This window comes from Streptococcus mitis, from assembly GCF_002096755.1.
GTDB lineage: Bacteria > Bacillota > Bacilli > Lactobacillales > Streptococcaceae > Streptococcus > Streptococcus mitis_AC.
Map to the genome: position 1 here is coordinate 304533 of NZ_NCVF01000026.1, position 25019 is coordinate 329551.

At 40.0% G+C, this 25019-nt stretch carries 23 protein-coding genes and 1 pseudogene; 3 read left to right on the top strand and 21 right to left on the bottom strand.

Annotated elements, in window-relative coordinates:
• The first annotated feature begins 29 nt into the window (after window positions 1-29).
• A complete protein-coding gene (gene psaA / locus B7700_RS10140) occupies window positions 30-959 on the top strand; it encodes a metal ABC transporter substrate-binding lipoprotein/adhesin PsaA (protein ID WP_084888713.1) in 930 nt (309 codons plus the stop codon).
• 228 nt (window positions 960-1187) lie between these two features.
• The gene (gene tpx / locus B7700_RS10145; RefSeq protein ID WP_000256026.1) at window positions 1188-1679 is read left to right on the top strand and encodes a thiol peroxidase; all 492 of its coding nucleotides are present in this window, start codon (window positions 1188-1190) and stop codon (window positions 1677-1679) included.
• 95 nt (window positions 1680-1774) lie between these two features.
• On the opposite strand, the gene B7700_RS10150 is transcribed toward tpx, so the two are convergent.
• The 18 genes and pseudogenes from B7700_RS10150 to pbp2b form a co-directional block, all read right to left on the bottom strand.
• Entirely contained in the window at window positions 1775-4483 is a 2709-nt protein-coding gene (locus B7700_RS10150) for an ABC transporter permease (protein WP_084888715.1), read from the bottom strand.
• Between the two features lies 1 nt (window position 4484).
• Window positions 4485-5186: an ABC transporter ATP-binding protein gene (locus B7700_RS10155; RefSeq protein ID WP_084888717.1), complete on the bottom strand. Its 702-nt coding sequence runs from the start codon at window positions 5184-5186 to the stop codon at window positions 4485-4487.
• A 110-nt stretch (window positions 5187-5296) separates the two neighbouring features.
• The gene (locus tag B7700_RS10160; protein ID WP_000240129.1) at window positions 5297-5989 is read right to left on the bottom strand and encodes a phosphoglycerate mutase; all 693 of its coding nucleotides are present in this window, start codon (window positions 5987-5989) and stop codon (window positions 5297-5299) included.
• Window positions 5990-6119: 130 nt separating this feature from the next.
• Window positions 6120-6539 (bottom strand): hypothetical protein, encoded by a 420-nt coding sequence (locus tag B7700_RS10165; RefSeq protein ID WP_338132012.1) that lies wholly within the window; start codon window positions 6537-6539, stop codon window positions 6120-6122.
• 111 nt (window positions 6540-6650) lie between these two features.
• Window positions 6651-9443: an isoleucine--tRNA ligase gene (ileS, locus tag B7700_RS10170; protein ID WP_084888718.1), complete on the bottom strand. Its 2793-nt coding sequence runs from the start codon at window positions 9441-9443 to the stop codon at window positions 6651-6653.
• A 252-nt stretch (window positions 9444-9695) separates the two neighbouring features.
• Entirely contained in the window at window positions 9696-10571 is an 876-nt protein-coding gene (locus tag B7700_RS10180) for a DivIVA domain-containing protein (RefSeq protein ID WP_049502424.1), read from the bottom strand.
• Window positions 10572-10579: 8 nt separating this feature from the next.
• Window positions 10580-11365 carry a YlmH family RNA-binding protein gene (locus B7700_RS10185; RefSeq protein ID WP_045611163.1) on the bottom strand — a complete coding sequence of 262 codons (786 nt, stop codon included), beginning with the start codon at window positions 11363-11365 and terminating at the stop codon, window positions 10580-10582.
• Window positions 11362-11625, bottom strand: a complete 264-nt coding sequence (locus B7700_RS10190) for a YggT family protein (protein WP_000576495.1) — start codon at window positions 11623-11625, stop codon at window positions 11362-11364. Before B7700_RS10190 ends, B7700_RS10185 begins: the two co-directional genes overlap by 4 nt.
• The gene (locus B7700_RS10195; protein WP_084888721.1) at window positions 11625-12158 is read right to left on the bottom strand and encodes a cell division protein SepF; all 534 of its coding nucleotides are present in this window, start codon (window positions 12156-12158) and stop codon (window positions 11625-11627) included. The genes B7700_RS10190 and B7700_RS10195 overlap by 1 nt, the downstream gene beginning before the upstream one ends.
• Window positions 12159-12167: 9 nt before the next feature.
• Window positions 12168-12839, bottom strand: a complete 672-nt coding sequence (locus tag B7700_RS10200) for a YggS family pyridoxal phosphate-dependent enzyme (RefSeq protein ID WP_004261850.1) — start codon at window positions 12837-12839, stop codon at window positions 12168-12170.
• A 4-nt stretch (window positions 12840-12843) separates the two neighbouring features.
• Entirely contained in the window at window positions 12844-14097 is a 1254-nt protein-coding gene (ftsZ, locus tag B7700_RS10205) for a cell division protein FtsZ (protein ID WP_049546531.1), read from the bottom strand.
• A gap of 17 nt (window positions 14098-14114) precedes the next feature.
• Window positions 14115-15494 carry a cell division protein FtsA gene (gene ftsA, locus B7700_RS10210; protein WP_000090252.1) on the bottom strand — a complete coding sequence of 460 codons (1380 nt, stop codon included), beginning with the start codon at window positions 15492-15494 and terminating at the stop codon, window positions 14115-14117.
• Between the two features lie 214 nt (window positions 15495-15708).
• Window positions 15709-16413, bottom strand: a complete 705-nt coding sequence (locus B7700_RS10215) for a YwaF family protein (RefSeq protein ID WP_049551303.1) — start codon at window positions 16411-16413, stop codon at window positions 15709-15711.
• A gap of 90 nt (window positions 16414-16503) precedes the next feature.
• Window positions 16504-17116 (bottom strand): annotated as a pseudogene (locus tag B7700_RS10220) (NUDIX hydrolase N-terminal domain-containing protein).
• A complete protein-coding gene (locus B7700_RS10225) occupies window positions 17103-18476 on the bottom strand; it encodes a UDP-N-acetylmuramoyl-tripeptide--D-alanyl-D-alanine ligase (protein ID WP_084888723.1) in 1374 nt (457 codons plus the stop codon). The pseudogene B7700_RS10220 and the gene B7700_RS10225 overlap by 14 nt, the downstream one beginning before the upstream one ends.
• 83 nt (window positions 18477-18559) lie before the next feature.
• On the bottom strand, window positions 18560-19603 hold the full coding sequence (locus B7700_RS10230) for a D-alanine--D-alanine ligase (RefSeq protein WP_084888725.1): 1044 nt from the start codon (window positions 19601-19603) through the stop codon (window positions 18560-18562).
• Window positions 19604-19775: 172 nt separating this feature from the next.
• Window positions 19776-20372, bottom strand: coding sequence for a recombination mediator RecR (recR, locus tag B7700_RS10235; protein WP_084888727.1), 597 nt, complete (start codon window positions 20370-20372; stop codon window positions 19776-19778).
• 10 nt (window positions 20373-20382) lie between these two features.
• Complete coding sequence (pbp2b, locus tag B7700_RS10240; protein ID WP_084888729.1) at window positions 20383-22440, bottom strand: penicillin-binding protein PBP2B; 2058 nt, start codon at window positions 22438-22440, stop codon at window positions 20383-20385.
• Between the two features lie 189 nt (window positions 22441-22629).
• On the opposite strand from pbp2b, the gene B7700_RS10245 reads away from it, so the two are divergent.
• Window positions 22630-23481, top strand: a complete 852-nt coding sequence (locus B7700_RS10245) for a MurR/RpiR family transcriptional regulator (protein WP_084888731.1) — start codon at window positions 22630-22632, stop codon at window positions 23479-23481.
• 61 nt (window positions 23482-23542) lie between these two features.
• Here the strand turns inward: B7700_RS10245 and B7700_RS10250 are convergent, their stop codons facing one another.
• The 3 genes from B7700_RS10250 to B7700_RS10260 all read right to left on the bottom strand — a co-directional run bounded on the left by B7700_RS10250 (window position 23543) and on the right by B7700_RS10260 (window position 24949).
• On the bottom strand, window positions 23543-23893 hold the full coding sequence (locus B7700_RS10250) for a type II toxin-antitoxin system RelE/ParE family toxin (protein ID WP_000384865.1): 351 nt from the start codon (window positions 23891-23893) through the stop codon (window positions 23543-23545).
• The gene (gene relB / locus B7700_RS10255) at window positions 23883-24170 is read right to left on the bottom strand and encodes a type II toxin-antitoxin system RelB/ParD family antitoxin (RefSeq protein ID WP_000951986.1); all 288 of its coding nucleotides are present in this window, start codon (window positions 24168-24170) and stop codon (window positions 23883-23885) included. The genes B7700_RS10250 and relB overlap by 11 nt, the downstream gene beginning before the upstream one ends.
• 116 nt (window positions 24171-24286) lie before the next feature.
• Window positions 24287-24949: a NisI/SpaI family lantibiotic immunity lipoprotein gene (locus tag B7700_RS10260; RefSeq protein ID WP_000669433.1), complete on the bottom strand. Its 663-nt coding sequence runs from the start codon at window positions 24947-24949 to the stop codon at window positions 24287-24289.
• Between the last annotated feature and the right edge of the window lie 70 nt (window positions 24950-25019).

Genomic DNA, 25019 nt, shown 5'->3' on the forward strand with positions numbered 1-25019 from the left:
GGCAAAACCCCAATAAATTGGAGGATCTAATGAAAAAATTAGGTACATTACTCGTTCTTTTTCTTTCTGTCATTGCTCTTGTAGCATGTGCTAGCGGAAAAAAAGATGCAGCTTCTGGTCAAAAACTAAAAGTTGTTGCTACAAACTCAATCATCGCTGATATTACTAAAAATATTGCTGGTGATAAGATTGATCTTCACAGTATCGTTCCTGTTGGTCAAGACCCACACGAATACGAACCACTCCCTGAAGACGTTAAGAAAACTTCTCAAGCTGATTTGATTTTCTATAACGGTATCAACCTTGAAACAGGTGGCAATGCTTGGTTTACAAAATTGGTAGAAAATGCTAAGAAAACTGAAAACAAAGACTACTTTGCAGTCAGCGAAGGCGTTGATGTTATCTACCTTGAAGGTCAAAACGAAAAAGGCAAAGAAGATCCACACGCTTGGCTTAACCTTGAAAACGGGATTATTTTTGCTAAGAATATCGCAAAACAATTGAGCGCTAAAGACCCTAGCAACAAGGAATTCTACGAAAAAAATCTCAAAGAATATACTGATAAGCTAGACAAACTTGACAAGGAAGCTAAAGAGAAATTTAACAACATCCCTGCTGAGAAGAAATTGATCGTAACCAGCGAAGGATGCTTCAAATACTTCTCTAAAGCCTACGGTGTCCCAAGTGCCTATATCTGGGAAATCAACACTGAAGAAGAAGGAACACCTGACCAAATCAAGACCTTGGTTGAAAAACTTCGCCAAACAAAAGTTCCTTCACTCTTTGTAGAATCAAGTGTGGATGACCGTCCAATGAAGACTGTTTCACAAGACACAAACATCCCAATCTACGCACAAATCTTTACTGACTCTATCGCAGAACAAGGTAAAGAAGGCGATAGCTACTACAACATGATGAAATACAACCTTGATAAGATTGCTGAAGGATTGGCAAAATAATACTCTTCGAAAATCAAATTCAAACCACGTCAGCGTCGCCTTGCCGTACTCAAGTACAGCCTGTGGCTAGCTTCCTAGTTTGCTCTTTGATTTTCATTGAGTATAAGCCTCTGAAAAACGTCATTCTCACATGAGCTGGCGTTTTTTCTATGCACACATTTCCGGTCAAATCATTGGAAAATTCCGGCTGTTTCAGCTAAAATGGAAGAAAAAAGATTGGAGTATCCTATGGTAACTTTTCTCGGAAATCCTGTGAGCTTTACAGGTAAACAACTACAAGTCGGCGACAAGGCGCTTGATTTTTCTCTCACTACAACAGACCTTTCTAAAAAATCTCTGGCTGATTTTGATGGAAAGAAAAAAGTCTTGAGTGTCGTGCCTTCTATCGATACAGGCATCTGCTCAACTCAAACGCGTCGTTTTAATGAAGAACTGGCTGGACTGGATAATACGGTTGTCTTGACTGTTTCAATGGACCTCCCTTTTGCCCAAAAACGTTGGTGTGGTGCTGAAGGTATTGAAAATGCCATCATGCTCTCAGACTATTTCGACCATTCCTTTGGACGTGATTATGCTCTCTTAATCAATGAGTGGCACCTATTGGCACGCGCAGTCTTTGTCCTCGATACTGACAATACTATTCGCTACGTTGAATACGTGGACAATATCAACTCTGAACCAAACTTCGAAGCCGCAATTGCAGCTGCTAAAGCCCTATAGAAAAAATCCTCTGTCACAAAGAGTTCCCTACTCTTTGAAACGGAGGATTTTTGTTTACGAGTAAATATAAATTCAATCAGATAAAAACAACTACCTTACTCTACAGATTTCAAGGCTTCAAGCATATCAACCTTTCTCAGATGGCGATTAACAAGGAAACCAAGCAAGGTTAAAATGGTGCTTACTGCTACCACTGGGATTACATAGACTTCCCAACCTACCTGCGGATAAAAGAGAATAGTCGCAGGCGAAATCATTTGAATCAAAAATTGATGTAAATAGAAACCAGCTACTAGACCAAGGACGATTCCCACAAGGGACAGCACAATCGTCTCACGGTAAATGTAGAGGGTGACTTCATTATTATGAAAACCGAGAACCTTGATAGTGGATAGTTCACGGATTCTCTCAGCCACGTTGATATTGGTCAGATTGTAAAGGATAACAATAGCTAATAGAACCGATACGATAACTAAGATAGTCATGGTCTGATTGAGTGAGCTAGCGACAGAGTCAAAGAGCCGAATGGCTGAAGCATTCTGGACAACGCTGGACACCGCAGCTTGATTCATAAGTAAACCTGCCTGCCTTTCAATACTAGTTGCACTAGTATCCCTTAGACTAACCAGATAAGTGTTGGCTTGGGCCAGCTGTCCGTATATTTGCTCATAGCTAGCCTGACTCATATAAATAAAGTGACCAACGTAGTTCTCAGCAATGGCAGCGACCTTTAGTTCCTGATCTTCAATTTCTAGAGTCTGCCCAACCTTGACATCTGCCAGCTGGGCTAGTTTAGCTGTAATAACGACGCCATCTTTTAATGTCAGTTCCTGCTGATGATGTTGCAAATGGATAAAGGGTGTCAAATCTTCCTTATCTGTCATCATAAGGGTAATGGTTTGAAGACCAGCCTTGCCTTTGAAATCCTTGTCTAGAGTTTTAGAATAGATTTTCTGATAGGCTTGGATATCCTGCCCTTTCAACACTTCTTCTAGATTTGCTTTGTCTTGATTGGTCGCACTAGGATTTTCAGAGACAATCATCTGATACTGTTGGATTTGTTGAAACTGTCTAGACGGAACTCCTGCTACAGAGGATTGGATTCCCAAACCTGCAAAGAGCAGAGCGACTGAACCTGCCACACCAAAGATCGTCATCAACATCCGCTGTTTATAACGGAAGATATTACGGGCTGTTACCTTATGGGTAAAACTGAGACGGCGCCAAATAAAACCGATGCGCTCCAGTAAGATTTTAACTCCTTTAACAGGAGGTTTAGGCAGTAAAAGCTGGGCTGCTTCATCATGAAGTTCCCTACGAGCTACCAAGTAGGCTGGCAACACACTCGCCAACCAACTCAAGACAAGAGCCAGAAAGCTATAGGTCCAATAGAACTGAATCTGGGTTTCTCCCACCACCATGTCTTTTGTAATGACACTTGAAATCACATTGGCTAGTAAATAATGGCCAAGGATACTGCCTAGAGCCGTTCCGACAGTCCCAGCTACTAGACCGTAGAGGAGAAACTTGGCGATAATATCCTTACTGCGATAGCCCAAGGCCTTAAAAATCCCTGCATGTGTTCGCTCTTCATCCACAAAACGAGTCATAGTTGTAAAGGTCACCATAGCTGCTACGGCATAAAGCACTACAGGAAAGATATTACCTACTGCCCGAATACTGGCTGAAGCATTACTGTACATGAGGTAGCCTTGACCGCCAGGCATGGTCTGACGATTATATACTTGATACTTGGGCTCAGCTAAATCATCCAAGACTTGCTGATGTTTTTCTATTTTTTCCTTTTCTTGGGCTAGATTTTGTTCAGCCTGCTTTAGTTTGTCCTCTTCCTTGTTCAATTCCTGCTTGACTTGGGTAAGTTGAGCACTGGCCTGCTCTCTCTGAGCTTGAGGGAGCAAGGCTAGTTGACTTTCTTGAGCCTGTATACGAGCTTGAGCAGCTACTAAACGACGCTTGCCTTCCTGCAGATTAGTCTCAGCCTTGCCAAGGGTCTCTTGACCTTTGTCTAGAGACTCTTGGCCTTCTTTTTTCAAGAGTTGCAGACGTGCCTTGCCATTATCTGATAGAGCTTGTTCAAGGTCTTCCTGATGTTGCTTGGATTTTTCTTCATAAGCTTCTGAAAAAGCATTTAAGTCTGCTAAATCTTGATATTTCAAACGAGCTATATTGTAGACTTTCTGATCAAACTGACTAGATAAAATCACCCCATAGGCTGTCAGAGTCCCACTTCCACTTCCTGCGTAGCCCATATCTCGCTGGGAGAGGATTTCAGCTGAATCCACAAAACCAGTAATGGTATAAGTATGGTCTTTTAAAGAGGAATGACCCTCTTCTTTTTCTTTAAAACTAATCTCCCGTCCCACGCTGTATTGGCCTTGCAAATGAGTGGCCAAAGCGATTTCCTTGTCTGACTGCGGAAGTCGTCCCTCTCTTAGCTGAAAGGTTGAAATTCGCTCTGGTTTGGAGTACAGCCGAATGGCATCCTGCCCATTTTCCATAGTCACATCTGTCAAATAGCCAAACTCAACCTCTGCACCCTGCGTCTGTCCTAGTTCTTCTTGATCTGCTTGATCCAAACCATAGTTAGACATGACTGCCAAATCCAAGGTTTGAGCAGTTGTTAAATAAGCATTAGCTGTCGCCTCCATGTTGGGGCTAGTCACTTTGAGACCTACTAAGGCTAGAGACCCTAACATCATCAAGGTTAAGATGGATAAAAAACGCCCCTTGGAGCCTGTGAAGGACTGAATTAAGTCCTTCCAATAAGTTTTTCGCTTGATCATGCTAGTACTCCAAACTGTCGATATCCTGAGGATGCTGGTTCATCACCACATCCTTGACACTGGCATCGTGCATATGAATCACGCGATCAGCAATGGGCGCCAAAGCTCCATTATGAGTCACAATGATCACTGTCGCTCCCTTTTGACGAGACATGTCTTGGAGGATTTCCAAAACCTGCTTGCCCGTCTGATAATCCAAGGCTCCAGTCGGTTCATCACAAAGGAGAATTTTAGGATTTTTGGCTACTGCGCGTGCAATGGAGACTCGCTGTTGCTCCCCTCCAGAAAGCTGGGCTGGAAAGTTATTGAGACGATGAGCCAGACCTACATCTGTCAAGACTTGCTCAGGATCCAAGGCATCCATCACGATTTCTGAGGCCAATTCCACATTTTCCTTAGCGGTTAGATTGGAAACTAGATTATAAAACTGAAAAACAAACCCGACATCATTTCTACGGTAATTGGTCCTCTGGTGGGAACTATAATCTGCAATATTGGCACCATCAATCCAGATTTCCCCCTCATCATTGGTATCCATTCCCCCAAGAAGGTTAAGAACCGTTGACTTGCCTGCACCAGATGCACCTAGAATAATAACCAATTCACCCTTTTCAATCTCAAAATTCACATCGCGATTGGCCACAATCTCCGTGTCCCCAACCTGATAACGCTTGTAACAGTGTTTCATCTCAATATAAGCCATATCAGTTTCTCTTTCTTTCATATTTACTATCATTATATCGCTTTTTCAATCCATTGGAAACTGGGAACAAAAACAAAAAGCCTAGAAATCAATCCTAGGCTTATAATTTTTTATTTTCCAAGGTAGTATTCAGAAACGACGTTCAATTTTTCGTCGAATTCGAATACCAATGGTGGGAAGTTAGGAATTTCCACGTCCATGATTTCGTCGTCTGACAAACCTTTGATGTGTTTTACAAGGGCACGGATTGAGTTACCGTGAGCTCCTACGAATACGTTTTTACCATCTTTAAGAGCTGGAGCGATTTTATCTTCCCAGAATGGAAGGGCACGTTCCAAAGTCACTTTCAAGTTTTCAGCATCTGGGATAACTGAGTCGTCAAGTGAAGCGTAACGACGGTCAGTGTGAGCTGAGTGCTCATCATCACGGTCCATGTTTGGAGGCAATACATCGTATGAACGACGCCAGATGTGAACTTGCTCATCACCAAATTGTTCAGCAGCTTCAGCTTTGTTTTTACCAGTCAAACCACCGTAGTGACGTTCGTTCAAGCGCCATGATTTTTCAACTGGAACCCACAATTGGTCAGAAGCTTCAAGAGCCAAGTTAGTTGTTTTGATAGCACGTTTCAATACTGAAGTGTAAGCTTGGTCAAATTCGATACCAGCTTCTTTGATCAATTTACCAGCGTCAATCGCTTGTTGTGTACCTTTTTCAGACAAATCAACATCAGCCCAACCAGTGAAAAGGTTAGCTTTGTTCCATTCAGACTCACCGTGGCGAGCAAAAACCAATTTTACCATTAGATGGATTCTCCTTTAAATTTTCCGAGGTTTCCCCTCGTTTATCTATTCTATTTTACACAATTTTTCACAAAAAAGCTAGTCAAAACCAAAAAGGAAAGGACTGTTTGGCAATCCTTTTCCTTATTTTTTATCCTTCAACTTTGAATTTTTGGAGACTTTCTAAAAATAAAATAGAAGCAATGATAATAATAATTCCTCCAAACCATCCTAATAATGGAATCAATGCAATCGATGAACCAATAATCAACAAAAGTGATGGTAGAAAGGAAATGCGATTATCATTTTTGTAATAAATAAGAGTAATAATCCCTAAGATTAAAATTATAATTTTAATCAAACTAAAAATAATAAATATAGTCCCCAGAATAATAATCGCAACTTCTTCACTAAAAACGATAAAAATAATTCCCAATATTGCACTATATGCATCATTATCATTAGCTAATTTTCCAATCAAAACTAAAATGAATGGGAAACTAATTAAAAGCATTCCTGTAATCAAACCTATAATCCCATCAATCTGAGCAAGTTTTTCATTTTTTATCAATATCCACTTCTCCCATAGTTGCTTTAAATTATACCATTATTAGATTTAACACTTTCTTTCTGAGGAAATAGTTTTAAAAAAATACAGGAAATTTCCTGTATTTTAAATAGATTATTTCGCTTCAAATCCTTCTTCGACTGCTTCCGCAAAGTTTTCTTCTACGATGCTTGCACAGTGGTCACAGATGACTGCGTGGTAGCTACGTTCTGCTGTTGTTGGGTCGATACGACGGCAACGGTCACATACTTCACCTGCAGCGCGTTCAACAGTAAAGGCTACATCTTCGAAGCTAACGGCAGTTTCTGGAGCTGATCCTTCTGTGATAGTCAATTCAGACACGATCAAAAGTTGAGCTACATTGCTGTTTACTGCTTCGAGTAGAGTTTTCACAACTTCGTTTGGATAAACTGTCAAGTGTGCTTCGAGTGATTTACCGATTACTTTGGCATTACGAGCTTCTTCCAAGGCTTTTTGAGCTTGTCCACGGAAATCCATGAAGGCAGCCCATGTATCCAAGATTTCTTCTTGGTTAGCAAATGTCTCTGCTTCTGGCAATTCTGACAATTGAACAAAATCTTCTGCTTCAAACTCAAGATATGACCAGATTTCTTCCGCAGTGTGAGGAAGGATTGGTGTCAAGAGTTTGGTGATTTTGACAAGAATGTCATAGAAGACAGTCTGCATTTGACGGCGTTCCAATGATTTGGCACCTTCGATATAAACAACATCTTTGGCAAAATCAAGGTAGAAGGCTGACAAATCAACGTTGATAAAGTTTACCAAGGCCTTATAGATTGTCAAGAATTCAAAGTTTGCGTAAGCATCACGAATGGTCTTGACAAGCTGGTTAAAGCGAATAGTCATGTACTTATCAACTGAACGAAGCTCATCGTAAGCTACTGCGTCTTGAGCTGGGTTAAAGTCAGATGTGTTAGCAATCAAGAAACGAAGAGTGTTACGAATCTTACGGTAAGTTTCAGAAACTTGGCTCAAGATATCCATAGAGATACGTACGTCGTTACTTGAGTCTACACTTGTTACCCAAAGACGCAAGATTTCAGCACCAAATTGTTTTTCAACATCGCTTGGAGCAATGGTATTTCCAAGAGATTTAGACATCTTCTCACCTTTACCGTCAAGGGCAAAACCTTGTGACAAGATTTGTTTGTAAGGTGCTACGCCATGGTTAGCAACAGATGTAATAAGTGATGAGTTGAACCAACCACGGTACTGGTCAGAACCTTCAAGATAAAGGTCTGCTGGATATGTCAACTCTGGACGGTTTACCACAACTCCATTCCATGATGAACCTGAGTCAAACCAAACGTCCATGATATCTGTTTCTTTCTTGAACTCGCCGTTTGGTGAACCTGGATGAGTAAATCCTTCTGGCAAGAGGTCCTTAGCATCACGTTCCCACCAAATGCTTGAACCATGTTCCTCAAAGAGTTGAGCCACGTGTTCAATCGTTTCAGCAGTCATAATCGCTGTACCGTCTTCAGCGTAGAAGATAGGAAGTGGAACACCCCAAGCACGTTGACGAGAGATAACCCAGTCACCACGGTCACGAATCATGTTGTAAAGACGAACTTTACCCCATTCTGAGTGGAATTTCACTTTTTCAATTTCATCCAAGATTTCTTGGCGGAATTTAGAAACTGAGGCAAACCATTGTGGTACTGCACGCCAGATAATTGGTTTCTTAGTACGCCAGTCAAATGGGTATGAGTGAGAGATTTCTTCTTGGGCAAGAAGGAGGTTACCAAGTTTTTCAATAACAGTTGGGACAACCTTATCATAGAATTGACCTTCAAACTCAGGACCAGCATTCTTCATCATGATACCACGTTCGTCAACAGTCACTGCGACTTCAAGACCATTAGCAATACCAACATTGTAGTCGTCCTCACCAAAACCAGGGGCTGTATGGACAATACCAGTACCAGAGTCAGTGGTAACGTGATCACCAAGGATAACCAACTCATCTACAGCTGTATCCCATGGGTGTTCTGTTACGATGTAGTTCAATTCTTGACCACGGTAAGTTGCCAAAACTTGAACATCACCCCAACCAAACTTCTCAGACAAGCTAGCCAACAATTCTGCAGCAACCACAAACTTGCGATCTTCACCAGCAGGTTGAACCAAAACATAATCAATATCTGCACCAACAGTCAAACCACGAGAAGCAGTGATTGTAAATGGAGTCGTTGTCCAGACAACAATGTAAGTATCTGTATCAAGAATACCTTTGCCATCTTTTATCTTGTTGGCATAGTAAAGGGAAGTTGAAACCAAATCATGGTATTCAATCTCTGCTTCAGCAAGGGCAGATTCAGATGACCAAGACCAGTAAACTGGCTTGGCACCACGGTAGATATAACCCTTATTAGCCATCTCACCGAAGACACGGATTTGGGCTGCTTCATAATCAGGAGTCAGGGTCACATATGGATTTTCCCAGTCGCCAGAAACACCCAAACGTTTGAAGTCTTCACGTTGTTTATCTACTTGTGAAAGAGCGTATTCACGGCAAAGTTTCAAGTACTCAACCAAGTCCATTTCTTTACGTTTGACACCTTGTTTTGCCAAAACTTGCTCGATTGGCAGACCATGTGTATCCCAACCTGGAATATAAGGAGCATAAAATCCTGACATAGACTTAGAACGAACAATGATATCTTTTGAAATCTTGTTCATAGCGTGTCCAACGTGAATATTTCCGTTCGCGTATGGAGGACCATCATGCAAGGTGAAATGAGGTTTTCCTTGGTTCAATTCTTGACGACGTTGGTAAAGTTTTGCATCTTCCCATTCCTTTTGCCAAACTGGCTCTTTGGTAGGAAGGCCTGCACGCATTGGGAAAGCTGTTTTCCCAAGGTTAAGGGTATCTTTGAGTTTCATGGTATCTCCTTTATAAATAATAACAAATTAAAAACCACGATTGCCAAAAAGGACGAAAATCGTGGTACCACCTTTATTCGGAAAAAGATTTAGTCTTTCTCCCTCTTATCCCGTAACGTGGGGAACGTCAAATCTTACTTCATTCAGACTTGAGTTTTTGAGAGGATAATCTTATCGTTAGGGAATGCAGGACTCACACCATCTCCTGCTCGCTGGAAATATAAGGATAAGATATTGTTCTCAGATTATTTCTTATAAAATTGTAACAGATTCTTGCGGTGCCGCAAAACCTGGTTCTGAGCTTACAGCTTCAGTAGCTGGTGTTGGTCCTGAATAATGGCTAGGAGCTACTTCTGGCTCTTCATACATTGGACCAACTGGATGAGCTGGACTTTCTTCAACAACCGGAGCTGGTGAAACCACTTGTTCCTGCTCAGCTCTTGCTTCGGCTTCTGCAAGTTCCTTATTAGCCGCTTCGATACGCGCTTGCAACTCAGCCATTTCCTCGGGAGAAAACTGGCGAGTAATATCAATTGGTTCTTCCTCTGGATGTTGTTGTAAGACAGAGTCACCTAAGACTTCGCTGACCACTTCTTTGAAGGCCTCATCACTTGTCTGAAGATAAGTCGCTGTTGGGCGAAGAATATCTTCCCAATCTGAAGATTCAACAATTGCTAACTGGCTCTCAATTGTAGATTTAAGACGTTGATGGAAGACACGACTCTTGTTCTTCAATTCTTCTGTTTCAACAGCAACTTTCTTAGCATTGTCAGTTGCTTGACGAAGAATTTCATTTGCCTTGTACTTAGCTTCTTCCAACAAACGTTGGGCATCTTGCTCTGCTTGTTGTATAATATTGTTTGAACGCTCCGTTGCAGCTTGTTTTACTCGCTCTGCTGTATCTTGTGCAATCAATACAGACTGGCTCAATGAATCTTTCATCTCATCAAAGTAAGACAAACGCTCTTCCAAACTCTTAATATGTAAATCCTTATCATGATTAGAGCGAACCAAATCTTCATAATCACGGACTACAATATCTAAAAATTCATCTACTTCTTCTTGATCAAACCCTCTAAAGCGTGTGCTAAAGGTTTTATCTTTGATTTCTAACGATGTAATTGGCATATTTTTCCTCACTTACTTAATAACAATTGGACCGTTAATTTCTTTTTATCTTTTTTTGTTTGCCCATTATCTCTAACGAGTTTCAATCGACCAAATTTCCTTACACTAATCAGATCACCAACTTGAACTGCATAATCTGATTTTTCAACTAAATGGTAATTAACTTGGACTGCCTGTTTTTCAATTAACTGACTTGCCTGATTTCTAGACAGCTTGAAGACACCTGCTAGAAAAACATCTAATCTTGAACTAGCGATACAGATATCTAATTCTTGATAATCTTCTACTGTAGCAATTCTCTCAGTAAAATCCCGTTCTTCTAGACGAACCGGTAAACGAGCAATTTTCGTAATGCCGTCTTGAAAAAGGAGCATAAACTGTCGATTAATGATAATCTGTGCTCTCTCTTCGTTGACTAAGATATCACCAAATAGCTTCCTATCAATTCCCAGCTGATTTAAAACAGTCCCTAATATTTTTGCATGCGTTAAGCGTTCAAACTTATTAGGATAGACAATTTCTTGCAAGGATAGTTCAAAATCAGAAAATTCCGGCTCAAAATAATCAGGATACAGGAGTACCCGTACATATTCAGTTTCAAGAAACTGCCGACTGCTCATGTAGGAGATGCCGTTGGTTGATGCTAGAACCTTTAAAATCTTTTCTTGGTGGGGATTTACAAAGGGTGTTAAAAAAGGAGAATAAGAATCTTCTACCTTTTTTATCCATTCTACTCCCTTATCAATAAAAGACGAATCATTCTTAGAAAAGTGTTGATAAATCATCTTGTTCATAGAAAGATCACTAAAAGTCGAATCAACTGCTCCCCTAGGAAGTGAACTAGTAATACCGCAATCCAGACAGACAAGTCAAGACCTGCAATCTGGAGGGGTAAACGTTGTAAGGGAGCTATTATCGGTTTCACTAAACTAATAATCAAGCGTCCAAGACGTGATTCATAAGCATTGGGAAACCAAGACATCAGAGCAAAAATGATTAAAATCAGTGAATAGATATCCACTGCATTTTGAACAAAACGAATGAGAAAGATCATTATCTCACTCTCGTACGTTTCATATCAAAGCCAAATTCACCATTTTGTGATTCATCTGGAATTTTGATGTCTTCAATATTGACGACAACATCAACTGGTGTCAGCAGGTACATAGTAGATGCTACCTTTTTCATGTTACCAGCTAAAACGTGACGCGCCCCATCCAGATAGTCCAAACAACGACGAGCTTGAACTTCTGTCATATATTGGAAATCAATCAAAATACTTTCGTTACCAGCTAATAAATCAACAATATCTGTGGCATCTTCGTATTTACGTGGATAACGAACATCAATTGTCACTTTATCAGTAGAACGTTGACTTTGCATAGCCAACTCTTGTTGACGGGCATGAAGACGGGTGATGTTTTTATCTTTAGATGGCGTGCTAGCAGCTTGTTGAGGCAACTCTTGAACAGAAGGGACTGGAGTCACAATCGGCTCTTCAGCTTTAGGCTGATAAGTAGTACCAACATCTTCTCCATCTTCTGTAAAATAATCTATAAATTTATCAAATCTATCTTTTAAAGACATATTTCTTTCCTATTTAAAAAATGCTGTACCAATTCTGACAAATGTTGAGCCAAATTCAATCGCTTCCTTGTAGTCACGACTCATACCCATACTCAAGTCCGTCATTGGCATATTGGGAATTTGTTTTTCTCTAATTTCTAGTTGCAAATCCTGCGTAGCTTTAAAAATTTCTTTCAACTCATCACTACTAGCTTCAAAAGGAGCCATGGTCATCAAGCCGACATATTCAATTTTATCTAAGGTGGCCAATTCTGGTAAGAGCTCCAATAGTTCTTCCCTTGAAAAACCATGTTTGCTCTCTTCCCTTGAGATATTTACTTGTAAGAAACACTTAACAACTCGGTCACTTCTTTTTTGAATTTCTTCTGCTAGCTTTAATGAATCCAAAGCGTGGAAATAATCAACATACTGAATGACATCTTTGACCTTGCGTCTTTGCAAGGTTCCAATCAAATGCCAGGTAATATTTCTATCTTTTAAAGCTTCATATTTCTCAAGAAATTTATCCACACGATTTTCACCAATATGATGCACACCTAGCGGAAGCAAGGCCTCCGCTGTCGGTACGTCTACATATTTTGTAACAGCAACAACCGAAACAGAATTGGCTTCTCTTCCTGACTGCTGACTTGCATCTTTTATTTGTTGAAAAACACGTTCTGTATTTTCTTTCAAATTCATTTACTTAACGATTTTTGAAAAATGGAGGAGTTTCTAATTCGTCCTCTTCTAAAGATGGTGCTTCGAAGCGTTCAACTGGTGATACAACTGAATCAGTTGGACGGACAATTGTCTCACGACGCAAGTCCCAATCACCAAATGCTGAAGTTTGAGAAGGTTCTGTGCGACGAGGTGCTGGACTTGGAATTTCTGCAGTTTCAGCCATGTCATAATGACGATCATGGTTACGTGCATGACTTGGGCTTACTTGCTCATGACGAACTGCTTGTTTTGGTGCATGTCCAACAACTTTTTCAACACGATCTTGACGAACACCAGTTGCAACAACTGTTACGCGAATTTCATCACGCATGCTTTCATCAATAGATGTTCCCAACCAGATGTTCACTCCTTGACCAGCTGCTTGATTGACGATTTCTGATGCTTCTTCAGCTTCAATCAAGGTCAAATCAAGACCACCAGTAACGTTAACGATAACATCTTCAGCACCGTCAATAGTTGTTTCAAGAAGTGGTGAGTAGATTGCCTTACGAGCTGCTTCTACCACACGTTCTTCTCCACTACCGATACCGATACCCATCAAGGCGTTCCCTTTATTTGCCATAACTGTTTTCACATCGGCAAAGTCAAGGTTAATCAAACCAGGGTTTGTAATCAAATCCGTAATCCCTTGAACACCTTGGCGAAGTACGTTATCTGCTTCGCTAAGAGCTTCAAGAAGTGGAGTTTTCTTATCAACAATTTCAAGCAAGTTGTTGTTTGAAATAATCAATAGGGTATCCACATGTTCACGAAGTTGGTTGATTCCTTCAACAGCAAATTGACCACGTTTGCTTCCCTCAAAACCGAAAGGACGTGTCACAACACCAACTGTAAGAGCACCCAAATCTTTAGCAATACGAGCAATAACAGGAGCCGCACCAGTACCTGATCCACCTCCCATACCAGCAGTAATGAAGACCATATCCGCTCCACTGATAGCAGCTGTCAATGTTTCTTCGCTTTCTTCAGCAGCTTTACGACCAACTTCAGGTTGACCTCCAGCACCCAAACCACGAGTCAATTTAGGACCCAATTGAATTACTGTCTCTGCTTTAGTACTACTCAAAGCTTGTACATCTGTGTTTGCTGCGATAAATTCTACGCCTGCAACACCTTCGTCAACCATGCGGTTAATGGCGTTACCGCCACCTCCACCAACACCGATTACTTTAATAACTGCACCTTGAGCTGCTGCTGTATCAAATGAAAATGTCATAGTTTATTTTTCCTCTTTTATTCATCAAACATGCTTCCGATTAAGCCACGGAAACGATCTGCGATTTTTGGTTTATTTTGAGAAGATACTTTATCTTCTTTGGGAGCAACTACGTTCGTAGAAGCTGATTGCTCTACCTCAGTATTTTGAACTGGTTGAATAGGGGTAGGTTGTGCTACCTGCGTAACACGTTGAATCATCCCACCAAAATTAATAGGTTGGTGACGCAAAGTATCCTCACCCTTGACTGCTCTTTGTGCCAATAAATGCACTTCAGTCAATTGACCAGCAAATTCAGACAAGCTAATCACATGAGCGAAGGCAGGGTTACGGATTCCAACTTGATTTGGAACGTAAAGTTTGACACCAACGCCAAATACTTCCTGTGCAAGTTCTACAATACCTGGTAAAATAGCATTTCCACCAATCAGAACAATCCCACCTGGAAGATCCAACAAATGTCTTCTTTCCAACTCTTGTTTGATTTGTTCAAAAATGTGCTTAATGCGGGCTGAAATAATCTCTGCTAGGTAGCTTTCTGTAACTTCTACAGGTTCTACTTCACCAATTACTTCAACTTGGAAGGTTTCATTGCTTGCAAGTGAAGGGTAGGCTTCACCATAGTTCAATTTCAATCCTTCAGCTAATTTCTGTGAAGTCTTCAAAACTTTAGAGATATCTTTTGTGACATAATCTCCACCTTCTTGAAGAATATTTGTAAACTGGAGTTCTTGGTTACGGATTGTAGCAACAGTTGTTTGACCTGCTCCCATATCAATCACAGTAGCTCCAAATTCACGTTCTCCTTCGTTCAAGACTGAACGAACCAAAGCCAATGGTGAAATAATAATATTTTCAACTTGAACACCTGAGCGCTCAACTGTCTTGCGTAAATTGTGAAGAATAGTACGTGGACCTGTGTAAAGCAAACCACGCATTTCAAGACGAACCCCCATCATACCACGTGGGTCACGAATACCTTGGAAACCATCTACGATAAATTCTTCTGGAATAAAAGTAATGACTTCACGATCTGGTGTCATACTCTTTGTCAAGGCTGATTTAACAACATTTTCAACATCTTGATCTGTAATTTCTTTTGTATCAGATGTAACTGGAATCATACCTTGAGTTGGTTCTACCTGCAAAAGATTTCCAGGCAAACCAACATTCACTGATTTGATTGAAATGCCAGCTTTCTCTTCTGCTTGGGAAATAGCTGACTTGATAGCAGTTGCTGCTGCTTCAATGTCAACGATAATCCCATCCTTTACACCTTTACTCTTGGCATTACTTACACCAATTACGTTTAGTTCACCATTTCTATGCTCGGCAACCAATACTTTAATCGAATTAGTTCCGATATCTAAGCCTGTAAAAAAACCATCTCTAGCCATTACATCGCATCCTCTCTCTTCCAAGTTTCAAACTTCTATTCAATATAGCTAAAATAGGGCATAGCTATTCACAGAATATTATAACACAAAAAATCCAATCGTGCTTAGTTTTTCCTAAATTTACTTACCATTTTTTCACATTCGCTCATCAAATTTTTTTATTTTCCAAACAAGTTATAAAAAATCAGATTTATGAAAAAAAGAAAGCTCATTTCTAAGCTTTCTTTGCAATCATTTTTTCTGCTTCTTGTTCTAAAAATAGTTCCAAGATTTTCTTTGTTAACGTAATCGCTGCTGATAAGGCCAGGGAAACGATTAAATAATTAGCTACTAAGCCATGGTCTCCAACCAATGGTGGTTTTGTCAAGAATCCGTAATCTCCACCTGTTACTAAATTGACCACAAAAATCAAGGCATTTAGTGCAAAGGTCATGAGAAAAATTCCCTTCACATCCAGCAATCGCGCGTTATACTGTCTCAATAGATAAACTAAAGAGTTCCCCAAGAGAGCTAAGTGGCCAAAGATAAAGGATAAAATCGCAATATGCGGGAATGGATAAGGATCTGGCACTGGATAAACAAAGGCTGCTAATGTCCCAAATGTTCCTAGTAATGCAAAATACTGCCTATATTTAGACTGACCAGGAAGCAAAAGCACCACAAACATAGCCATACGGCAATGGTAAAAGGGTAAGCTTTCTGACAATGGCATATGATTAACCCCGTACCATCCATAAAGAAGGATTAACTGAACTGCCTGCAAGATTTGGAAAAATCGTTGATAAGCCTTCTTTTCACGATAACGATAGGCTGTATAAAAAGTTAAGGCTAAAAGTGTAAATATACTGACATACCAAAAAAGGTCAAATTTGGGTGGCTCTGTTGCTTGGGTCGTAAAGAAAATATCCCATAAATTCATCTAGTCTTCCTCATGATTCAAAATTTTCCTGCATTTTATTATACCATGCTATTTGTCAAAAATGAATTTAGAAATACGATAATCATCTTTTTAATCAAGATATTGCTCCCTCTGACCTTGATAAACCTGCCAAAGAATCTCTATTTGCTCCTTGGTAATGCGTTTTTCAGATAAGGCTGGCAGTTGATCAATGGCAAAAAATTGAAGGTCAGCAATTTCTTGATTTTTTTGGAATTGTCCATCAAGAAGCTTACATTCAAAAACAAACTTTGCATATTGCTTGCTCTGTAGTTGGAAACGATTGGTATCAAAAACAGCTAGTAGCCTTTCTATTTTTTGCTTTGAAGCCGGTTTCTTCTTCAATTTCCTTGAGAATATTTTCAGTTGGTGAATAACCGACCTCGCCAAAGCCACCTGGCAAAGCCCAATCATTCTCTCCTTGTCCCCTAACCAGACAAATTTTTTCATCCTCAACTATCCAAGCACGGACGTCCATTAAAGGAGTCGCATAAGCGGAGGTCGGTTTCAAGAGTTCTGCCACTTCGTCTGCATCAAGGTCTGATACCTGATTCAACATTTCAGATAACAGACTTCGCAAGTCTTCGTAGCGCTCACGGTCAAAAGGATCCTTTGTAAAGGTTAGTCCAGTATCTGTAAGAGCAATCATTCTTTGAAGATACTTAGCAAAATCACTTGGCTTCATTTTCTAAACTTTCTACCAACTTGGCTAGATTCATAGAGTTAGAGCCTTTGAGCAAGATTTGGTCATTAGCTCCAAGGCTTTCTTTGACCTGCTTGACTAGGTCTTCAAATTGGTCTTGGTCTTCTGTTTTCTTGAAGTAGTAAACGTGGCCGATTGGGAACATTTGACTAGCCAATTGGGCTAATTCAGCAATATCTTCTCCATAGAAAATAACAGTATCCAGCACATCTGGAGAAAGGCTCAAAATCATCTGATTATGGAGTTGAACAGACTGGTCACCAAGTTCCTTCATATCCGCCAACACTGCAATTTTCTTGCCACCTTCATTGGCTGGAATGGCAGAGAAAGTCTCCAAAATCAGCTTCATAGCAGTTGGATTGGCATTGTAAACATCTGATAGGATATCTGCTCCATTTGCTGCTTTCTTCCACTCGGTACGGTTACGCGTCAATTCAAGATTTTGGAAGGCCTGACGAATTTGCTCCTCTGAAACTCCTTCTTGTAGGGCAACATAAGACGCAATCATGGCATTAGTGGCATTGTACTTACCAGTCACTGGCAAATCAAGGGCTTGATTTAAGAAATTAGCTTTAAAGGTCAGACTATCCTTACGTTCTACCATGTCAGTAATTTCCAACTCTGCCCCTTGCCCAAAACGAACTACCTTTTTATCAGTTGGTAAGTAGTCCTCTACAATCGGATCTGCTGGTGCCAAGAGCAAGGAATTCGAAGCCATCCCGTCTGCAATTTGCATTTTTCCTTTAGCAATCTCAGAACGGTCTTTGAAAAAGGCCAAATGGGCTTCTCCAACCAAGGTCACGATGGCTGTTTTTGGACGAGCCAATTCTGACAAGAGATGAATATCTCCCAAGTGATCCTGTCCCATCTCCAAGACCAACTTTTCTGTTCCTTCAGGCATATGGAGAACTGTGTAAGGAAGACCAATCTCATTATTGTAGTTGCCTTGTGTTTTGTAGGTTTTGTAGGTTGTTGATAGCAAGTGTGCCAACATATCCTTGGTCGTTGTCTTACCATTTGAACCTGTAACTGCAAAAACATCAACAGTCGTTTTTTCAAGATAGTAGGCAGCTAGTTTTTGAAATGCAGTCAAGACATCATCTACTAGAATATAGGGATGATTTGCAACCTCTTTCTCAGATAAGGTTACTGCTGCACCATTTTCAAAAGCTCTTTCGATAAAGTCATGACCGTCACGCGCACCTTTGAGTGGCACAAATAAATCCCCTGCCGCAATTAAGCGACTGTCAAACTCAGCTTTTTCTAACTGGGTGTCCTCAAAGATGCTGACATCATTTTTAGCTCCGACAACTTGGGCAACTTCATGGATTGTTAATTTCATTTCTACTCCTTTAAAAAGGGTCGAAGCTCTAGAACTCTAGTCACCTTGCAGTGATTGTTCTGGCTTCTACCCTCTCTTTCATTTTATAGCAAATGCGCTTCGCGCTTGTCAAAACTTTCCTTGGCAAGACCAACCAATCGTTCGATTAAGTCTGGATAGTTGATTCCCATATTGTCCCAAAGTAGTGGATACATAGACCACTGGGTAAAACCTGGCATGGTATTAAGCTCGTTTAGGAAAATCTCTCCCTTATCTGTATAGAAGAAATCGCAACGAGATAGACCGAGGCCCCCAATAGCACGGAAGGCAGTTTCTGCATTTTGACGCATGACAGCTACCACATCATCACTGATTTTGGCTGGGATATCCATGGTAATCTTGTTGTCAATATACTTAGCATCGTAGTCATAGAAGGCAACATCCTTGACCACTTCACCCGGCAAAGTGCTCTTAACATCATAGTTACCTAAGAGACCAACCTCAATTTCACGCGCGTTCACCCCTTGCTCTACTAAGACACGGCTGTCATATTGAAAGGCAAGTTCCAAAGCTTGGCGGAGTTCTTCTTGATTTTCAGACTTAGAAATACCGACACTGGAACCCATGTTTGATGGTTTTGTGAAAACTGGATAAGTCAATTTTTCTTCCACTTCAACAATTTTAGCAGTCACATCATCTCCTTCGACAATGGCCACATAAGGAACTTGAGTAATACCAACAGATTCTAAGACACGCTTAGTGGTGATTTTATCCATGGCAAGGCTTGATGACAAGATATTACAGCCGACATAAGGCATTTTCAAAACTTCGAGGAAGCCTTGAACAGAACCATCTTCTCCCATCGGACCATGAAGGACTGGGAAGACCACTGCACCATCTTCGTAGATGGCACTTGGTGCAACTTGCTTATCCCAATCAATGGTTTCATTGGTCATGAGACGGTCTTCTTGCCCTGGAGTATGGCTAAATTCTTGCGTTTTAATAAAGTCGCCTGACTGGCTGATGAAGAAAGTCTTGACTGTGAAACGGTCGTAGTTGACCGCACGCATCACACTCTCAGCTGAAAGAACAGAGACTTCACGCTCTGCACTACGTCCACCGTATAAAAGAATAATCATTTGTTTCATATTATCTGTTCCAATTCTAATAGAATACTCGTTCTTTAGTATATCATATTTGCTTCTTTTTTGAAACTTGAACCTGATACTGGTCTTCAATAAATCTAAAAAGAGACCGATAAAACAACTGTCGGTCTCCGTGATTTTTGTATAAATGAATTGAGTGTTGATTTGTCTAGACTTACAACTCTGTTCGATTTTCAATGGCTCGTAAGAGCGTCACTTCATCCGCATACTCAATGTCCGCTCCGACAGCGAGACCTCGTGCTAGACGCGTAACCTTGATACCAGCTGGCTTGAGCAAACGTGAAAGATACATGGATGTCGCTTCACCATCTGCTGTGGCATTGGTTGCTACGATTACCTCTGAAACTTCACTCTCCATAAGACGAGTCATAAGGCTCTTGAGATTGATATCATCTGGACTGATACCATTCATGGGAGAAATGAGTCCATGTAAGACATGATAGAGCCCATGGTATTCTTGGATATTCTCCATAGCCGCCACATCTCGACTGTCCTCGAGAACTAAAATCGTTGTCTGGTCCCGAGTCGGATCGGTACAGATAGAGCAAGGATCGTCATCAGTCAGGCGACCGCAGATGGAACAGTAGGTCAGCTCTCTCTTAGCAGAAAGGAGATTTTTAGCAAATTCATTGACATCGTCATCAGACATTCCAATAGTATAGAAGGCCAGACGGGTAGCCGTCTTAATCCCGATACCCGGTAACTTCGAATAACTGTCAATTAGCTTAGCAATAGGTGTTGGATAAAGCATATGTTCCTTTCTAATTCATTGGATGATGTTGGTTATAGAGGTTGATAATATCGCGCGCAATGGAAGGTCCGACACCATTTGTAAGGTTGGTGTTATGAGGGAAGACAACAGCTACAGCGATTTGAGGATTATCTGATGGTGCATAGGCCACAGCATTGGTATTGTTAGCTTTTTGACCACCCTCAACATAACTTTCGGCAGTACCTGTTTTTCCACTAATGGATACCGCTGCGCCATTTGAAAAGGCACGACCGGTTGTCAAAGCACTTCCACCATGTGAAACTTGATAAAATCCTTGTTGGAGGATGGAAACATCAGACTCAGAAATATTAATTTTATTCATTTCCTTGGTTTCAACAGATTGGATTAAGTTCCCTAAACCACCTTGTTCATTATTTCCATAAATCCCCTCAACAATGTGGGGTGCAATCCGAACACCGTTGTTTGCAATTGTGCCAACGTACTGGGCCAATTGCATTGGGGTGTAGTTATCAAACTGACCAAATGCATTGGTAATGTAATTAGCAAAATTATACTCTTTTGGTATAAAACCAGTTGACTCATCTGGAAGATCAATACCTGTTGAGGCTCCAAGACCATATTCAGCAAATGTCGAACGAAGTTTCCCCATAGCGGATTCTAAATTGTTAGTTAAAACAAACATATTGGGTTGATAGGTCTGCCCCATAATGCCCAAAGCCGTTTGAACCATATAGGCATTAGAAGAATACTCCAAGGCTTCCACAGCTGTAATCGGGAATGAACCGTAGGCTTGAGTATACCAAGAATTAATCGGAGCTGAGCCTTGGAAGACAATCGGTTGGTCTGTCAAGGTCTGGTTCCCTGACAAGACTCCATTCTCCCAACCAGAACTGATGGTCGCCGCCTTGACAACCGAACCTGGGACAAAGACATTGGTTACCGTTCCCAAGGAATCAGGCGTCAACTCTCCCGTTTTCAAATCATGTTTGAGCCCTGACATAGACAAAACTGCACCTGTTTTTGGGTTCAAAGCAACTGCATAAACACCTTCAGAATATCTGGCTCCTCCATTTCCTAACTCGGAATTGAAATAACTCTTAAGAAGATTGTCCACGCTATCTTGAAAGGCCAAATCGATGGTCAGTTTAATATTATTCCCTTTGGTACCATCTTCGATATTTTCGACACTTTCCATATTGCCATACTTGTCTAGCTGGATTTCTTTCACAGAACGTTTTCCTTGCAAGGTTTCTTCATATTGTTTTTCTAGATAAGAGGTTCCAACACGGTCATTTAGAGAATAACCCTTTTTGATATAAGCATCTGCTTCTTCAGCTGGAAGACCAGCTTTTTCACTGGATACACTTCCTACTATAGACGCAAGTGAAGTCTCTAGGACCTTTCGATCCCACGAAGTTGAAATACTGATACCAGGTAAATTCTTAGAGGCCGAAGCAATCAAGGCAATCTGAGTATCTGTTAAGGAGTCTGTCGCAATGGTCCCTGTCGCAAAATTTCCAACTGCATTGAGTTGGCTAAAAAGATAAATTTCTTTCTTTTCGTCATCAGAGTAGGCCAATTGACTTGGATCGATACTTTCAACAGTATTGTTGTAAAGCTCGGATTCAGATAATTGATTGCCATCAGAATCAAGTCGCTTATCACGTGGTAAACTTTCCACTGCTTTCTTATAGACATCTTGATCTGCCAGGTAATAGTCCGCCAACTGTCGGTCAGTCAATATTGGAGAAGAAACTCCCACATAAGCCAGCAACTTCTTGGCTGTTTCTTTTAAATCTGCAGCCGTCATTTTGTTGTTCCTTGTAAAAGATACAACTTGCTTGATGGTGTTTTCGACGAGAGGTTTCCCTGTTGCATCGTAGATTTGTCCACGGGCTGAACTAGTGGTCACCTTTGTTTTACTTGCCGATGCTAGTTTTGTCTCATAAAAATCTTTGTTCAAAACCTGCATGTAAAGCAGGCGACCAATGATGGTCATAAAGAGCAAAATAACAATTGAAAACAATAAATTAAGCCGAATCGGAATCGAATGGCTATCAAATTTTCTCATACAAGTCAGTCTCATTTCTATTTAAAATCTTACTCTTCATTGTACCACAATTTGAGAAGAAAATTATGGAAAAGAAGTGAGCTTTTTTAATTTAGTTTCTGATGGTTTTTTTATTTAAACATAACTATTTTATATGATATAATATTTACAAAAGCTACAAAAAATAATTATCGATTAATAGCTAGACTCAAATAAAGGAGTATCATGAACCCGCAAGATATCGCAAGCATTATTGATCTTCATTTTGAAGAGTTAACAGATCTAGAGCAAGAAATCGCTCGCTATTTTTTACAATCTGAAACCATTGCAGATGATTTATCTTCTCAGCAGGTCACTCAAAAATTACATATCTCTCAAGCCGCTCTGACCCGCTTTGCTAAAAAGTGTGGTTTTACAGGTTATCGAGAATTTATTTTCCAATACCAACACCAAGCAGATAATCAAGCTAGCCAACATCCCGACCACAGCCCCCTGACAAAACGAGTTCTTAGAAGCTACAGTAATATGCGAGAACAAACACAGGACTTGATTGACGAAAAACAACTAGAACGAATCGCCCAGTTAATCGAAGGTGCTGATCGTGTCTACTTCTTCGGAACTGGCAGTTCTGGCCTCGTCGCTCGTGAAATGAAATTACGCTTTATGCGTCTGGGTGTGGTATGCGAGGCTTTAACCGATCAAGACGGCTTTGCTTGGACAACCAGTATTATGGATGAAAATTGTCTCGTACTCGGTTTCTCACTTTCTGGCACAACACCTTCTATTTTAGATAGTCTATTAGACGCTAAGGAGATGGGGGCAAAGACTGTACTCTTTACAAGTGTTCCCAATAAAGATAGTCAGACCTATACAGAAAACGTTCTTGTTGCTAGCCACAGTCAGCCTTCCTACATTCAACGTATATCCGCTCAACTTCCTATGCTCTTCTTTATCGATTTGATTTATGCCTATTTTTTGGAAATCAATCGTGAAAGCAAGGAGAAAATCTTTAATAGCTATTGGGAAAATAAAAAACTCAATGGCTATCGTAGACAAAAACGCGTCAGAAAATCCTAGTTTGGCTCAGCCAAACTAGGATTTTTATTCATCACTAAACATACATCTTCTAGATTATGAATTAGTCATATCTCGACTTAGTCTTGAATAATTTCATGTAATCACTTTTTGAAGGAAGTAAATAAGCAAGTCTGACGGTATCCTCAACAATTGTATATAATACAATATAATCCTTACTCAAGGCCAATCCTCGCGTTTGGTAGCGAGGGTCTAATTTCTTACCAAATTTTTCATCGGCATCAAATCCAGCTTGGGGGAAAATTTCTAGACGATTAATATCTTTTCTGATACTCGCCACTTTTCGTCTCGCAGACTCTACAGAACCGATTTCCTCTGCTATATACTGATATATTTTATCCAAACTATCAATCACTCTAGGAGAATACAAAATCCTATATTTTTTATAATCCATAGCGTGTCACAACATCCTCATCTGTCAAGTAATTCCCAGCCTCAATCTTAGCATAACTTTCTTGAACTTCTGCTTGTAATTGTCTAAATAAATACTCCTTCTCCAATTCCTCTTCACTAAGTAAATCTACTTCATTTGTTACGGCAACATTCTTTAAAAATAATCTAAGTGCCGATGAAAGAGAGAGATTTTTTTCTTTTAACACTTCCATGGCATCATTTACTAATTCTCTATTAGCTTGGAAGGTCACAATTTTACTTGAATTCGCTATAGCCATTTTATATAACTCCTTTATATATTTTACTTATTATCTCACAATTATAAAGAAAGTCAAGGGAATTTGATTTGAAAGATGCTGGAAAAAATTTTTGTGTCACATATCTAATATACAAACTAACTTCTAAAGAAAGCCAAATGATATTCTCCATTCAATTTAACTGCTACTTTCTCATGGATAGACTGATTTTTTAAAGAACAAATTTCTCCATATTTCCAACTTTCATGCTCCCCTGATAATCTAGTGACAGACTTCACTTGATTATCTAAGTTAGCAACTGTAGCACTAAGCTCTTCTTTTGGAATAATTTCTTCAGTAATTGTAAATGATTGTTCCCCTATCTTCAACTCTCTGGCTTCTTGCTCATTGATAGCAAATCCTCCTACTAAGTGAACATAAAATAAGTCAGAAACTTTTAGGAGTTCTTCTTTAGAAATATTATCAAGTAGTCTACATTTATAGAAAGTACTATCAATTTTTATGGCAAATTCTCTACTCTTGGTCTGATATAAGTCACCAATCTCCAACAAATCATTCTTTATTTCATTATTGGAATCATCGTAAGATATTTCATAAGTATCATCATGATTGCTTACTTTACTTTCAATATCTTCATATGAAATTAATTGATTAGTTACACCATAATGCTCTCCTTTATAATCAAATCGATTATAACTTGAGTCGAGAAATTTAACATCATACTTCTCATATGTGCATCCAGTCAATCCAAGTAAACTTAAGAAAAAAATTACGGAAAGATAGATCTTTTTGAATTTCATAGTTCTCCTCCTAATTTTCTATAGTTAAATTATCAAAAATCAATAACGCCTCTCTCCAATATGTCTTTAC

Bases quoted from the DNA above. Each gene is read 5' to 3' on its own strand.
- B7700_RS10225 (WP_084888723.1), bottom strand. From the start codon at position 18,476: ATGAAATTAACAATCCATGAAGTTGCCCAAGTTGTCGGAGCTAAAAAT.
- B7700_RS10180 (WP_049502424.1), bottom strand. From the start codon at position 10,571: ATGCCAATTACATCGTTAGAAATCAAAGATAAAACCTTTAGCACACGC.
- B7700_RS10245 (WP_084888731.1), top strand. From the start codon at position 22,630: ATGAACCCGCAAGATATCGCAAGCATTATTGATCTTCATTTTGAAGAG.
- B7700_RS10190 (WP_000576495.1), bottom strand. From the start codon at position 11,625: ATGATCTTTCTCATTCGTTTTGTTCAAAATGCAGTGGATATCTATTCA.
- B7700_RS10200 (WP_004261850.1), bottom strand. From the start codon at position 12,839: ATGAATTTGAAAGAAAATACAGAACGTGTTTTTCAACAAATAAAAGAT.
- tpx (WP_000256026.1), top strand. From the start codon at position 1,188: ATGGTAACTTTTCTCGGAAATCCTGTGAGCTTTACAGGTAAACAACTA.
- psaA (WP_084888713.1), top strand. From the start codon at position 30: ATGAAAAAATTAGGTACATTACTCGTTCTTTTTCTTTCTGTCATTGCT.
- B7700_RS10155 (WP_084888717.1), bottom strand. From the start codon at position 5,186: ATGGCTTATATTGAGATGAAACACTGTTACAAGCGTTATCAGGTTGGG.
- ileS (WP_084888718.1), bottom strand. From the start codon at position 9,443: ATGAAACTCAAAGATACCCTTAACCTTGGGAAAACAGCTTTCCCAATG.
- B7700_RS10250 (WP_000384865.1), bottom strand. From the start codon at position 23,893: ATGGATTATAAAAAATATAGGATTTTGTATTCTCCTAGAGTGATTGAT.
- B7700_RS10230 (WP_084888725.1), bottom strand. From the start codon at position 19,603: ATGAAACAAATGATTATTCTTTTATACGGTGGACGTAGTGCAGAGCGT.
- B7700_RS10215 (WP_049551303.1), bottom strand. From the start codon at position 16,413: ATGAATTTATGGGATATTTTCTTTACGACCCAAGCAACAGAGCCACCC.
- recR (WP_084888727.1), bottom strand. From the start codon at position 20,372: ATGCTTTATCCAACACCTATTGCTAAGCTAATTGACAGTTATTCGAAG.
- B7700_RS10185 (WP_045611163.1), bottom strand. From the start codon at position 11,365: ATGAACAAGATGATTTATCAACACTTTTCTAAGAATGATTCGTCTTTT.
- pbp2b (WP_084888729.1), bottom strand. From the start codon at position 22,440: ATGAGACTGACTTGTATGAGAAAATTTGATAGCCATTCGATTCCGATT.
- ftsA (WP_000090252.1), bottom strand. From the start codon at position 15,494: ATGGCTAGAGATGGTTTTTTTACAGGCTTAGATATCGGAACTAATTCG.
- B7700_RS10160 (WP_000240129.1), bottom strand. From the start codon at position 5,989: ATGGTAAAATTGGTTTTTGCTCGCCACGGTGAGTCTGAATGGAACAAA.
- ftsZ (WP_049546531.1), bottom strand. From the start codon at position 14,097: ATGACATTTTCATTTGATACAGCAGCAGCTCAAGGTGCAGTTATTAAA.
- B7700_RS10150 (WP_084888715.1), bottom strand. From the start codon at position 4,483: ATGATCAAGCGAAAAACTTATTGGAAGGACTTAATTCAGTCCTTCACA.
- relB (WP_000951986.1), bottom strand. From the start codon at position 24,170: ATGGCTATAGCGAATTCAAGTAAAATTGTGACCTTCCAAGCTAATAGA.
- B7700_RS10260 (WP_000669433.1), bottom strand. From the start codon at position 24,949: ATGAAATTCAAAAAGATCTATCTTTCCGTAATTTTTTTCTTAAGTTTA.
- B7700_RS10195 (WP_084888721.1), bottom strand. From the start codon at position 12,158: ATGTCTTTAAAAGATAGATTTGATAAATTTATAGATTATTTTACAGAA.